This window comes from Sinorhizobium garamanticum (assembly GCF_029892065.1).
Classification (GTDB): Bacteria; Pseudomonadota; Alphaproteobacteria; order Rhizobiales; family Rhizobiaceae; genus Sinorhizobium; species Sinorhizobium garamanticum.
Genome location: NZ_CP120374.1, coordinates 679,412 through 691,759, shown reverse-complemented (window position 1 = coordinate 691,759; position 12,348 = coordinate 679,412). Strand labels below are relative to the sequence as shown.

Genomic DNA, 12,348 nt, shown 5'->3' with positions numbered 1-12,348 from the left:
TGATCAATAAATGCCGTGTGGAGGCGGCGCTTGTCAAAGGGAGGATATCGTGATCATCAACCGTAGAAACTTTCTCATCGCTGCCTCGGCGGGAGCGGCGTCGAGCTTACCGGTCGCGCGATCGGTGTTCGCGCAGGACCCTTATCCGAGCCGCCCCGTCAGCTTCATCATCGGGAATCCGCCGGGTGGCGATGATGACACGCTGAGCCGCTTTATAGCAGACCAGATCCGCGCGGACCTGGGCCAGACGATCATCGTCGACAACCGCGGCGGCGGCGCAACGACCGTAGCAGGCAACCTCGTTGCCTCGTCCGACCCTGATGGTTATCGAATTCTTTGCCTGACGACATCGGGTATCGTACAGACGGTGCTACGCGACAATCTCCCTTATAATCTCGAAAGTTTCGCCCCGATCGTTGGCATCGGTGGCTATCCCATGGCGCTGGTCGTCTCCGGACAGTCGGACATTAAGACCATGGACGACTTGATCAAGGTTGCGAAATCTCCCGACGGGATCACGTTCGGTAGCGCTGGTGCCGGAACCCTTGCGCACCTCACGGCCGTGCGCTTCCTGAAGGAGATCGGCGGCAATGGCGTCCACGTATCCTACAGAAACAACCCGGAAGGCCTGCAGGCGCTGGGCGGCGGCTTCATTCAGATGATGTTCCCCTCGGCACGCGAAGCGGCGACGCTTTCGGCAAACGGTCTGCTCCGCGTCCTGGCCGTAACGTCTCCAGAGCGTACGTCAAACCTCCCGGACACTGCGACCATGCGCGAGCTCGGTCACCCCGATATCGACAGCATGCTTTGGTATGGCTACATGGCCCCGAAAGGCACCTCGGACGCGGTCGTTAAGCGTTTGTCAGACGCTATCGCAAGGGGCGTCCAAAGCGATGCGTTTCACCAAAAATTCGGGCCGCTCGCGTTCCAGGAGCAACTGCTAACAGGCGGGGAGCTGCGCGACTTCATGGCGACGCAGGCCCAGCGTTGGCAAACTGTGATCACAGAAAACAACGTCAAGTTCACCGACTGACCTCATCAACGTCGGGCCTTCGGATAAGCGCCGCGCATGCCCGCGGGTCCGACACTTAATGGCTTGAGTGCGAAAGCCTCAGAAGGATGTTCAATGAGACACTACCAAATGTTTGTCGCCGGCGACTTTGTCGATCCGGCGGACGGCGAATTTTTGGAAACAGTTGATCCCTATCGAGGGGAAGTGTGGGCAAGAATTCCCCGCGCGAAATCTCTCGATGTCGACGGAGCCGTGCGTAGTGCTCAAGAAACAATGACGACAGGGCCCTGGTCGTCGTTTACTGCGACTCAACGTGGCAAGTGCCTAAACGCGATTGCGGACCTGGTGGAGAAGAATCGGGATCGCCTGGCGGAGATCGAGACCCGTGACAACGGGAAGCTTCTGCGCGAAACACGGGGTCAACTCGGTGCCATTGCGGAATGCTGGCGCTATTATGGAGGTCTGGCCGACAAGATCGAAGGGCACTCAATTCCGATCGAGAAGCCCGACGCGCTCGCCTTTACGACCCGTGAGCCCATTGGCGTGGTGGCGGCCCTGACGGCGTGGAACTCTCCTTTGTGGTTTGCAGCCATCAAGTGTGCGCCGGCGATGGCCGCGGGATGCGCCGTGGTGGTCAAGCCCTCGGAATTTGCTTCGGCAAGTACGCTGGAGTTTGCCGCCTTGGTAAAAGAGGCAGGTTTGCCCCCAGGGGTTTTCAACGTGGTCACCGGGCTTGGGCAGGAAGCGGGATCCGCTTTGGTCGAGCACCCTCACGTGGCGAAAATCACCTTCACCGGCTCCGATGTAACTGGCGCAAAGGTTTATGAGACGGCAGCGCGAACGATGAAGCGCGTCTCGCTTGAACTTGGCGGCAAGTCGCCCAACATCGTGTTTGCCGACGCGAACATGGAGCTTGCCGCCGCTGGCGCCGTGTCGGGAATCTTTGGCGCCTCCGGTCAAATGTGCACCGCAGGCTCCCGCTTGCTGGTGCAGAGATCCATCCTTGAGGAATTTACCGGTCGCCTGCTGGAACTCGCGCGCAACATCCGTCTAGGCGATCCTATGGATCCTGAGACGGATGTAGGACCGATTGCAACCCCTCCCCAGTTTCAAAAGGTCTTGGACTACTTGGATATCGCGCGAGCCGATGGCGCGCGGTGCATCTTGGGAGGAAAATCGGCGCAAGGGCCCGGTCTTATCGGTGGCCAGTTCGTGGAGCCTACGGTTCTCGCTGACGTCACGAACCAGATGCGCATCGCACAGGAGGAGGTGTTCGGACCAATCCTCTCGATTATCGCATTCGACACTGAAGAAGAGGCGATCCGGATAGCCAACGAAGTCGACTACGGCCTGGTCGCCGGCGTTTGGACTACCAACATGGGTCGGGCAGTTCGAATGTCGAAGGCGCTGCATGTCGGGACTGTATGGGTCAACACTTACCGTGCCTACAGCTACATGGTGCCGTTCGGCGGTATGAAACGATCTGGCCTCGGCCGGGAAAGCGGCATCGAGGCCGTAAACGAGTATCTCGAAACCAAGAGCGTGATTATCTCGGTCGCGGAGGAGGCGCCCGGCAATCCGTTCATCATGCGATAGATGGAGTGGCCGACCAAACGCTTCTTTCGAATGCCCGACGGCAGGGAGGCCGTATTATGACTGAACCAAACTCGGCCGGCGTAGTTCGGCGGCTAACGGGCCGCCGGATCATCGTCACAGGCGCCGCCTCAGGCATCGGCAGAGCGACTGCGGAGCTATTCGCGGCAGAGGGTGCGGTTGTCGCATGCCTGGATCGCGATGCTGCTGCGGCTGAAGTTGCAAACGCGATCGGCGGCTATCCCGTTGCGGCAGACATCACCGACGAAGGTGACGTCGCAAGGGCGACCAACCTCATTCAAGACCGCCTCAAGGGTATAGACGGCCTCGTGAATGCTGCAGGCATCATGGCGACTGGTTCTGTAGAGGACATGCCGGTCGCACTCTGGCGCAAGATCATTGACGTCAACCTGATCGGGACATACCTCGTCACGAAGAGCTGTGTGCCCTTGCTGCGGCGAAACGAGAGCAGCACGATCGTCAACATCGCCTCGGCGCAGGGCCTGTTGCCAAATGTCGCGGACCACACTGCGTACGCTGCGTCGAAAGGCGGGGTGGTAAACCTCAGCCGCGCTCTCGCTGCCGAGCTTTCCCCACAAATCAGAGTGAATGCTGTCTGTCCCGGGATGGTCGACACACCGATGGCGGTCGGCAACGGAGGAAAGGCAGCAAATTACGCGATGAAACGCGTCGCTCGGCCTGACGAGATCGCAAGCGCTATTCTGTTCCTTACGAGTGAGGACTCTTCGTATGTCACCGGAGCTGCCCTTGCGGTCGATGGCGGGCGATCTTTTCACTGAGCTGACAGCCGACAGGTGAGGCAAGACAATGAGCAAACAAGTCAACGCCAAAGATATCGCGAGCGGAGCTATCCTACTGCTGCTGACCGCGATCGGCATGTACATCAATCTTGACTATCCGCTGGGTACCGCCAGCCGAATGGGACCCGGCTACATGCCGTTTGTCGTGCTTGTGGCACTTGGCGTGTTGGGCATGGGCGTCCTTCTTGCTGGTCTTTATGGCACCCCGCAACGACTGGAAAAATGGGCTTGGCGCGAAGTGGGTTTGATCCTGGCGGCGCTATCGATCTTTGGAGGGATGCTCGAGGGTATCGGTCTGGCCGCGTCAACCGTGGCGCTGGTCGTGATCAGCGGATTGGCTGACCGCACCCAGACACCGAAGGGTATAGCGGCGCTGGCGATCGTTCTCGTCGCAATCTGCTGGCTAGTCTTTACCTGGGGACTGCAGATCAGCGTGCCCTTCCTTCCTCCGTTTCTGACCAATTCCTGAGGCCCGGACACATGTTTGACAATCTCGCGCTCGGGCTCTCAGTAGCCTTCACCTTCCAAAACTTGGCGTTCTCTTTCGTCGGTTGCATCATCGGCACGGCGATTGGCGTTCTGCCTGGGGTCGGACCAGTGGCGACAATCTCATTGCTGCTTCCGCTGACATTTGGGCTCGATCCGATCACTGCGATGATCATGCTTGCCGGTATCTACTATGGCGCGCAGTACGGCGGATCGACATCGGCGATCCTGTTGAACCTGCCCGGTGAGGTAACCGCGGTAGTCACAACGCTCGAGGGACACAAGATGGCCCGCGCGGGTAGAGCTGGAGCAGCTCTCACGGTGGCCGCGCTCGGATCCTTCTTTGCAGGAACCGTGGCCACTCTGGTCGTTGCGGGCGCAGGCCCGCTCCTGACGTCCGTCGCCATGGCTTTCGGCCCTGCCGAATACTTTTCACTCATCTTGCTCGGACTGATTGCCGCGACCGTCCTGGCTCACGGCAATATTCTCAAATCCCTCGCGATGATCGTTCTGGGCGTCCTGTTCGGGCTTGTGGGAACTGACCTGCAAAGTGGCCAGATCCGTTTCACTCTCGGCTTTCCGCAACTGTTCGAAGGTGTTGGTTTCGTGCCGTTGGCAATGGGTCTCTTCGGCATTGCCGAAATCATCCGAAACCTCGAGTGTCCGGAAAACCGTTCCGGAACGGTATCGCGCGTTGGTAAACTCTGGCTGACGAAAAAAGAGTTCTCCCGGTCTGTGCCTTCCGTTCTACGCGGCACTGCGTTGGGGTCTTTGCTCGGTGTTCTGCCAGGAGGCGGTCTCGCGCTCTCAACCTTCGCATCGTACATGCTGGAGCGCAAAGTCGCGAAACATCGGGAGGAGTTCGGCAGCGGCGCGATCGAAGGTGTGGCTGGCCCTGAAAGCGCCAACAACGCGGCGTCCCAAACGTCATTCATTCCTATGCTCACACTCGGGATACCGGCAAATGCGGTCATGGCATTGATGATCGGCGCGCTCATGATTCAGGGGATCCAGCCCGGCCCGCGGATGATCGACGAGCAACCGACGCTCTTCTGGGGACTGATCGCGAGCATGTGGATTGGCAACCTAATGTTGCTGATAATCAACCTTCCCCTGGTCGGCGTTTGGGTCTCTTTGCTGAAGGTACCTTACAAGTACCTCTACCCCGCGATCCTGGTCTTCTGCGGTATCGGGGCGTATTCCGTCAACAACTCGGCCTTCGATATCTATCAAACAGTGATTTTCGGCCTGATCGGCTATGCTCTCATCAAGCTTGAGTTCGAACCGGCTCCGTTATTGATCGGCTTCGTTCTGGGGCCGATGCTGGAAGAATACCTCAAGCGAGCAATGGTCCTTTCGCGCGGTGACGTCAGCGTCTTCGTCGAACGCCCCGTAAGCGCTGTGTTTCTTGCGCTCGGAACGCTCGCGCTGGCCGCGATGATCGTGCCAAACATCCGGCGGCGAAAGGAAGAGGCCATCGTGGAGTGACAGTGCCACGAGCCTGCAACATGCCAGAGCCGCTAGAGCCCGAACAAGCTCGTGCATGTTCGGGCTCTGGCTTTCGTCCCTCCCCTCGTTGTTTCCCCCGCTGAGGAGCAACGGTTGCCGACGTCCCCCTCGGGGCGTGCGGATGCAATGCAAGTTGAAAGCAATGTTCCCCTACTGGCGGGGCTATTAGGATCAGAGAGAATCTTTGCCGGAGCAGTTGAACCAGCCCCTGGTCGAGGACTGCAATCTCTGCCGACGAAATGAAAATTCCGCAGAGTGCTTTGCCTCTCTCCAGCCCAGTGACACCAGTGCCTTGCTGCCGCACGCACCGGCTGAGGCGGTGCGATTCTGCATTGCCTGGGAAGGTTAATCGCAGCGGGCCGCTCCAAACTTTGATCTTGATACCGACTACATCGACTCTCGGTGAGCTCTACTCGTCGAGGCCCCGCGGTACATCCGGTGCCTGGCAAGGATAATCGCTTTCTTGGCGGCGCGGCAAAAGCAGCAAATTTGCGGGCCGAGGTGTCCGACCGCAAGAACCGCCTGTACGGGGCACTTGATCGTAGGAAGATTGCAGGACGAAGGTTCGGCGCGAGAAGTGAGTAGTTGCCGACGACAATAGGGAATGCACGCAATGAACGTTGCGAGTCGCTCAGCTTTACGGGTCGCCGCCGGTTGAGAGGCTCCCATTCCCACGGAAGGAACTTTTCAAGCCTGGTGTACAGCGTGTCGGCAAATGCGGGCGAGAACATCGGCAGTCCAAGCCTGCGGATTGTGGATTATCACTACAGCCTCGGTTGCCACGCCTCAGCGATGGTGGCGCCGAGAGGATTGACGCTGGGACGTCGATCATGGGGCAAGGCCGGGCACAGGGCTGCCTTACTCGAGGTGTGTGAAACCTCGACGTCCCTGAACCACGCCGCCTCTTCGAAGCGGCATGGGCAGCTTTGCCCTCTGGCTCAGGCGGAGACGGGCTGGTGATCGAAAATGAACTTGCGCCACCGATCGATTGTATATTTCGTGAAGATCCCGTTGAGGAAGAATGGGTCATTTTCGATATAGTCGACCGCATCCTGTCGTTCGTCGGAATCGAGGATAATCAGACCTCCGCTCGGAAAGTCATCGTCATCCGGAAAGAGACCGCCGCTCGCGATGATGCGAGGTGCGTTGCTCTTCACGTAATCGATATGCACCGCGCGTAGTTCCCTTTTTCGTTCGAGGACACCCGGATCGTCGTGGAACATAATAACGTAAGGCATGTGTTCTTTTCTCGCAGCAGTGTCAGAAGGATCTCAACTGACTGCATCGTCGTTTACCTTCCTAACGATTGTGGGGCAATCATCAGACACATTTGATTATAACATAGTGTTATATCCAAAAATGCAGATGTAATGGTGGTTCTTCGCGCCGGCGCAGACCTCTTAAGCTATCACGTTTCAAAGCGTCGGCTTGGCAATACCCCTTGTCGCCGATCCAAGATCGCCGTCGGCGCGACTGTGGAATTTGTGGGGTGAGCAGATTGCCATGACACCTTTTCCTTTCGGAAATTCCAACAGCTCGGCCAGGAGCTTTGTCAATTGGCCCTTGTTGCGGTGCTTTTCTTCCAGAAAAATCCAGTCGAGCTGGAACGGATACTTGCCTGGAATCCTCTCACTTCCGGCGCGTGTGAAGCCCTCGGCTCTCTCAGCGATGGGTGGCTTCGTCAGGATTGCCGAGCCCACAAGGCCATGCCCAAAAGATCGCACAATGTATCGTCTTGAAGAGTATCCATACGAGCAGGACCGCAGGATTTTGGGCGCCGCGCGTGGTAACGTCGGTTCATGGATATCGATGAGGACAAGATCGACGATGCCGTTTTGGCGCTGTTATGGCTGACGCTGCATAACGAGCGTTGTGCCTGGAAGGGTTTCGACTGGGCAACGACGGATCGGCTTCACAAGAAGGGCATGATCGGCGACCCAGTCAACAAGTCGAAGTCATTGATCCTGACCGATGAAGGCTTGGAGCGTTCGGAAGCGTTGTTCCGGGAGCTGTTTACGCGGCCGCCGCAATAGCCGTCCCTTTGTGTGTCTTCCATTGCCAAGGCAGCAGTTCGTGCAGGCGGGAGACAGGAAGATCGGCGATGCGGGCGAACACATCGGCGAGCCACGCTTTTGGGTCGACGTCGTTGAGACGGCAAGTCGTGATGACGGAGAGCATAATGGCGGCTCGATCGGCCCCACGCTGGGAACCGGCGAAGGTCCAGTTGCGGCGCCCGAGTGCAATTCCTCTCAGAGCGCGCTCGGCCGCATTGTTCGTGAGACAAATCCGGCCATCTTCCAGGAAACGGGCAAAACCATCCCAGCGCTTCAGCATGTAATCGATCGGCTCGATCACCTCGGACGATTTGCTGGCCTCACTGTCCGACAGCATGGCCTGCGCATTGGCGGCTTGCGCCACCGCAATGTCCCGCTCGGCGACGACGGTGTCGCGCTCGGCATCGCGGCGGCTGAGCGGCAGGCCGGGGGTTGAGGTTGGAGGCATGGAGACGTTCCGTGGGTTAATCAAAATGTGGCGGTTGGGATCATGCGTGACGGTCCGGCCGTTGTCTGAAGACTTGATGGCATCCCGGGAACCCAATGTGATAGTCCACCATCGCGTGAAGCTGTGTCGCCAAACGCGGAACACCGAATGGACTTGGCCCTCGCGCCTTCAGATCGGCAGATCATGCAGCCGGATCGCCGACATCGCGGTTCATTTGTCTGCGCACGGATCGAGCTGAGGCACCAGAAGTTCACCTCTGCGTCCAGGTCGGCACCCTGATGATGTTCTTCAACCTGTCTACTTTGCAGAGCTTCTGCGCTTAGAGGCGTACGTGCCCCGCAACTGTTCTGAGCGTTGAAGCTGATAAATACGGAAGAAACGCTGTGATCTGCATCGCGGATGGTGGCTGGCGTAAGTCAACGCAAGAGAGCGGCAGGCTATCCGAGGCAGGATTCAGCGTTGCAGGTCAGCCACGGGCGAGCTGTATCGCTGAAGCCAGGGACTTGCGTTCCACTTCTTGCGACACGGTTTTGCGAATGTGGGGACTACTCAGCCTAAAACTGCAACGATACCAAACGCGGTGGAGAAACTGAATGGCGGGGCGTGGTCGTTCTTTGGCCGGCGCCGGTTGCTCAAGCATGTGAGATCGGAAGGGCGAATGCATGGCTGAAGCGAGCCTGGGGCAGACGATCGGACCTGCGATCGTCCTGATGGGGGCGGCCGTTGTCGCGGTGCCCTTGTTTCGGCGGCTCGGCCTCGGTTCGGTTCTGGGCTATTTCGCTGCCGGCGTGCTTGTCGGTCCGTCGATCTTCGGGCTCTTCGCAGATGCCCTGTCCATCCTGCATTTCTCGGAGCTCGGCGTGGTGATGTTCCTGTTCGTCATCGGACTGGAGTTGCGCCCATACAAGCTGTGGGCCATGCGTGGCCAGATCTTCGGACTGGGCCTCGTGCGGCTGCAACCGCAGCCCTTACGCTGACGGGCATGCTGGTCTTTGGCCTTTCCGGCCCTGTGGCCTTCATCGCCGGGGCAGGTTTCGTCCTTTCCTCGACGGCCGTCATCATGTCGGTCCTGCAGGAGCGCGGCGAGATTTCGAGTGCCGAGGGCCAGAAATCGGTCTCCATCCTCCTCTTCGAGGATCTGATGATCGTGCCGCTTCTGGCGGTGGTCGCCTTCCTGTCGCCTCTGTCCCAACGACAGTCGGGGTGGATCGAGGTTTTGCTGGCGCTTGGCGCGTTACTGGTTCTTTTGGGCGTATCAAGATGGGGCCTGAACCCATTTTTCGCCTTGCTGGCGCGTGCGCGAACGCGCGAAGTGATGACGGCGGGCGCGCTGCTGGTGGTACTTGGAGCAGCACTGCTGATGGCCGGCGCTGGTCTTTCCATGGCGATGGGCGCATTCCTCGCCGGGGTGATGCTGTCGAGCTCCAGCTACCGGCACCAGATCGAGGGCGATATCGAGCCGTTTCGTGGCCTGCTGATGGGCCTGTTCTTCATGGCCGTCGGCATGTCGCTCGACCTTTCCGTCGTTGCCGCGGAATGGTGGCTTCTACTGTCCATGCTGGTCGCATTCACCGTCGCAAAAGGCGCCGTGGTCTATACGGTTGCACGTTCATTTGGCAGTTCCGGTCATCAAGCATTGCACCGCACCTCGATGTTCCTGCAGGGCGGCGAATTCGCCTTTGTGCTCTACGCCGCCGCGTCTACAGGCGGCGTGATTGATGCGCGCGAGAACGCACTGTTCACCACCGTCGTGATCTTCTCCATGGCTCTGACGCCTCTTCTCATGATCGTGGCAGACCGGCTGCTGCGAAGCGAGGCATCCATGGAGGGCGTTGAGGCGGCCCGGGATCTCAATGGAAGGGTGCTCATCATCGGTTTCGGCCGCTTCGGACAGATCGCTTCGCAACTGCTGCTTTCCAAGGGAGTCAGGCTCTCCGTGATTGATATGAGTCCCGATCGGATCCGTGAAGCGGGACGGTTCGGGTTCAAGGTCTTTTTCGGCGACGGCACCCGGCTCGATACTCTGCGCCATTCCGGCGCGGGTTCCGCCGAAGCACTGATGATCTGCATCGACGACCCGAAGGCCGCAATGCAGATCGTGGAGCTGGCGCAGCATGAATTCCCGCAGGCAAAGATTCTCGTGCGCAGCTATGATCGCGGCCATGCGGTCGACCTGATCCGCGCCGGCGTGCACTATCAGATTCGCGAGACGGTCGAATCCGCCTACATGATGGGAGCGGAGGGCCTGCGCGCATTGGGTTACGCCGAGCTTGACGTGGAGGAAGCCGCCGAAGATGTCCGTCAACGGGACAACGAGCGACTGTCCGAGCAGGTGCAGGGAGACGCCATGTCCGGCAGCGACCGCCTGCACGTCCGGCACGTTCCTGAGCCGTTGAGCGGAGTAGCAGTGTCGAAATAGACAGCGGCAGGTACTCCATCGCAAGCTTCCCTCATCAAAAAGGAAAAGCACATGAAAGCCGCAGTCTACGACAACCCCGGTCCTCCGGCAGTCTTGAGATATGCCGATGTGCCCGATCCGACTTGCGGGCCAGAGGATGTTCTGATTGCCGTCGAGGCGATTTCGATCGAGGGCGGCGATCTGATCAACCGCCGGTCGACGCCACAGCAAACCCCTTGGATCGTCGGCTACGCGGCTGCCGGGACCGTAATATCGGTTGGTGAAAATGTCCGCGACCGGGCAGTCGGTGAAAAAGTGACTGCCTTCGATATGCATGGGTCACATGCGGAACTCTGGTCCGTTCCCGCCTCACGGACATGGCTTGTCCCGGACGGCGTGGACATATCACAGGCCGCCGCGCTGCCGATTTCCTTCGGCACGGTCTATCACTGTCTGATCACCAAAGGCGGCTTGCATGAAACCGAGACGGTCCTGATTCAGGCTGCCGCCGGCGGAGTTGGTCTGGCGGCCATCCAACTGGCCCGCGACATCGGTGCGACCGTCATCGCCGTGGCCAGCGGCAGTGAGAGACAGGCAGGCCTGAGCGGCCTCGGCGCACCACATGTCATCGATCGCCTGGAGAAGGATGTCGTGGAGGAGGTTCTTCGGCTGACCGGCCGCAAGGGTGCCGACCTCGTCATCGATCCTGTCGGTTCGACCTTGCAGGCCTCGCTATCCGCACTCGCGCCCGAGGGTCGCCTCGTATTCGTCGGGAATGCAGGTGGCGGAAGCCTCAATGTCGACCTCTGGCAACCGATGCAGAACAATCAAACGCTTCACGGCGTCTTCATGGGGCCGCTTTTCGAGAGGCCGGCCGTATACAGGACCGTCAGCCAACTTCTCGAGGCCGTGGCCGAGGGACGCATGGAGGTTGTGATCGATCGCGTGTTTCCGTTGCATGAAGCATCAAAGGCGCATGAGTATGCGCAGACAGCCAAGCCGTTGGGGCGCGTTGTGATGGTGCCCTGATTTCCGAATGATCTGACGATCTCAAGATGCCGTTGCTGATCGCCAGCCGAGGCATCGCGGACGTCGTTGGGAAGAGTGCCGCGATACTACGGGTAAGCTGTTTTCGGCAATGCCGGGCCATGGTCGAAGCACTCGATCAGCATTTCGGTCAGGACCCGGACTTTTCTTGCAGGATGCTGCCCGGGCGGTCTGACGACATATATCCCGATCGGGGTTGGTGGATGGCGTTTCATGACCGGAACCAACTCGCCTGAGGCCAGATAATCTTTTATAAGCTCGTCAGGGAGCGCGGCGATACCCAAACCGGCTACTGCGGCGACAGCGAGAGCAACCCCGTTGTCGGCCTTGAAGCGTCCCTGTGGGCGAACGGTTATCACCTTGTCTCCATCCATCACTTGCCAGGTTTCCGTTCCCTGCATGAGAGCCTGATGGGCGACAAGCTCGTCCGGTGTCTCCGGAGAGCCATGGGCTTTGATATAGTCCGGGCTTGCAACGAAACTCCCATAGAGGGGACCGACGCGTCTTGCGATCAGGCTGGAGTCCTGAAGTGTGCCAACGCGGATCGCACAATCATAGCCTTCCGCGATCAGATCCACGAAGCGATCACTGTAACAGGTCTGGATCTGAAGATGAGGATGGCGGCGTGCCATTTGCGCAATCACCGCTGCGAAATGCGTCGGACCGAAGGAAAGCGGCGCGGCAACCCTGAGGCGGCCGCGGAGCTCACCGGCGGGCACAATTGTTTCCCTGGCCACATCGATCTCGGCGGAAACCCTGGCTGCATAGTCCCGGAACGTTGCGCCGGCCTCGGTCAGGGAAGCCCCGCGGGTGGATCGGGCAAGGAGCTGGACACCAAGCTCCGCTTCGAGCCGCATGAGCCGTCGGCTGACCATCGACTTGGAGATGCCAAGTCGCAGCGCGGCAGCTGAAACGCCTCCGGCATCCGCTACTTCAACAAAAGTCCGCAAGTCCTCAATGTCCACTTTGGCGTTCCCCGT

10 protein-coding genes and 2 pseudogenes are annotated in these 12,348 nt (G+C 59.3%); 8 read left to right on the top strand and 4 right to left on the bottom strand.

Annotated features, from left to right (window positions below; genetic code table 11):
• Positions 1-49: 49 nt before the first annotated feature.
• The 5 genes from PZN02_RS23220 to PZN02_RS23200 all read left to right on the top strand — a co-directional run bounded on the left by PZN02_RS23220 (position 50) and on the right by PZN02_RS23200 (position 5,400).
• Positions 50-1,033 carry a Bug family tripartite tricarboxylate transporter substrate binding protein gene (locus PZN02_RS23220; protein WP_280663004.1) on the top strand — a complete coding sequence of 328 codons (984 nt, stop codon included), beginning with the start codon at positions 50-52 and terminating at the stop codon, positions 1,031-1,033.
• A 93-nt stretch (positions 1,034-1,126) separates the two neighbouring features.
• Positions 1,127-2,608, top strand: a complete 1,482-nt coding sequence (locus PZN02_RS23215; RefSeq protein ID WP_280663003.1) for an aldehyde dehydrogenase — start codon at positions 1,127-1,129, stop codon at positions 2,606-2,608.
• Between the two features lie 56 nt (positions 2,609-2,664).
• Entirely contained in the window at positions 2,665-3,405 is a 741-nt protein-coding gene (locus PZN02_RS23210; RefSeq protein WP_280663002.1) for an SDR family NAD(P)-dependent oxidoreductase, read from the top strand.
• Between the two features lie 28 nt (positions 3,406-3,433).
• Positions 3,434-3,895, top strand: coding sequence for a tripartite tricarboxylate transporter TctB family protein (locus PZN02_RS23205; protein WP_280663001.1), 462 nt, complete (start codon positions 3,434-3,436; stop codon positions 3,893-3,895).
• An 11-nt stretch (positions 3,896-3,906) separates the two neighbouring features.
• Complete coding sequence (locus tag PZN02_RS23200; protein WP_280663000.1) at positions 3,907-5,400, top strand: tripartite tricarboxylate transporter permease; 1,494 nt, start codon at positions 3,907-3,909, stop codon at positions 5,398-5,400.
• Positions 5,401-6,359: 959 nt separating this feature from the next.
• On the opposite strand, the gene PZN02_RS23195 is transcribed toward PZN02_RS23200, so the two are convergent.
• Positions 6,360-6,659, bottom strand: coding sequence for a YciI family protein (locus PZN02_RS23195; protein ID WP_280662999.1), 300 nt, complete (start codon positions 6,657-6,659; stop codon positions 6,360-6,362).
• Between the two features lie 177 nt (positions 6,660-6,836).
• The gene (locus PZN02_RS23190; RefSeq protein WP_280662997.1) at positions 6,837-7,121 is read right to left on the bottom strand and encodes a hypothetical protein; all 285 of its coding nucleotides are present in this window, start codon (positions 7,119-7,121) and stop codon (positions 6,837-6,839) included.
• A 99-nt stretch (positions 7,122-7,220) separates the two neighbouring features.
• Here PZN02_RS23190 and PZN02_RS23185 point away from each other — a divergent pair, with 99 nt between their 5' ends.
• On the top strand, positions 7,221-7,454 hold the full coding sequence (locus PZN02_RS23185; protein ID WP_280662996.1) for a DUF6429 family protein: 234 nt from the start codon (positions 7,221-7,223) through the stop codon (positions 7,452-7,454).
• Here the strand turns inward: PZN02_RS23185 and PZN02_RS23180 are convergent.
• Positions 7,435-7,878: pseudogene (locus PZN02_RS23180) on the bottom strand (IS66 family transposase); the annotation flags it as partial. The gene PZN02_RS23185 and the pseudogene PZN02_RS23180 overlap by 20 nt on opposite strands.
• Positions 7,879-8,585: 707 nt before the next feature.
• Between PZN02_RS23180 and PZN02_RS23175 the strand changes: the two are divergent.
• Both PZN02_RS23175 and PZN02_RS23170 read left to right on the top strand, forming a co-directional pair.
• Positions 8,586-10,342: pseudogene (locus PZN02_RS23175) on the top strand (monovalent cation:proton antiporter-2 (CPA2) family protein).
• 51 nt (positions 10,343-10,393) lie between these two features.
• Positions 10,394-11,350, top strand: coding sequence for a quinone oxidoreductase family protein (locus PZN02_RS23170; RefSeq protein ID WP_280662995.1), 957 nt, complete (start codon positions 10,394-10,396; stop codon positions 11,348-11,350).
• An 86-nt stretch (positions 11,351-11,436) separates the two neighbouring features.
• Here the strand turns inward: PZN02_RS23170 and PZN02_RS23165 are convergent, their stop codons facing one another.
• Positions 11,437-12,333 (bottom strand): LysR family transcriptional regulator, encoded by an 897-nt coding sequence (locus tag PZN02_RS23165; protein WP_194730420.1) that lies wholly within the window; start codon positions 12,331-12,333, stop codon positions 11,437-11,439.
• Positions 12,334-12,348: the final 15 nt, after the last annotated feature.

Bases quoted from the DNA above. Each gene is read 5' to 3' on its own strand.
- PZN02_RS23185 (WP_280662996.1), top strand. From the start codon at position 7,221: ATGGATATCGATGAGGACAAGATCGACGATGCCGTTTTGGCGCTGTTA.
- PZN02_RS23210 (WP_280663002.1), top strand. From the start codon at position 2,665: ATGACTGAACCAAACTCGGCCGGCGTAGTTCGGCGGCTAACGGGCCGC.
- PZN02_RS23200 (WP_280663000.1), top strand. From the start codon at position 3,907: ATGTTTGACAATCTCGCGCTCGGGCTCTCAGTAGCCTTCACCTTCCAA.
- PZN02_RS23170 (WP_280662995.1), top strand. From the start codon at position 10,394: ATGAAAGCCGCAGTCTACGACAACCCCGGTCCTCCGGCAGTCTTGAGA.
- PZN02_RS23215 (WP_280663003.1), top strand. From the start codon at position 1,127: ATGAGACACTACCAAATGTTTGTCGCCGGCGACTTTGTCGATCCGGCG.
- PZN02_RS23195 (WP_280662999.1), bottom strand. From the start codon at position 6,659: ATGCCTTACGTTATTATGTTCCACGACGATCCGGGTGTCCTCGAACGA.
- PZN02_RS23205 (WP_280663001.1), top strand. From the start codon at position 3,434: ATGAGCAAACAAGTCAACGCCAAAGATATCGCGAGCGGAGCTATCCTA.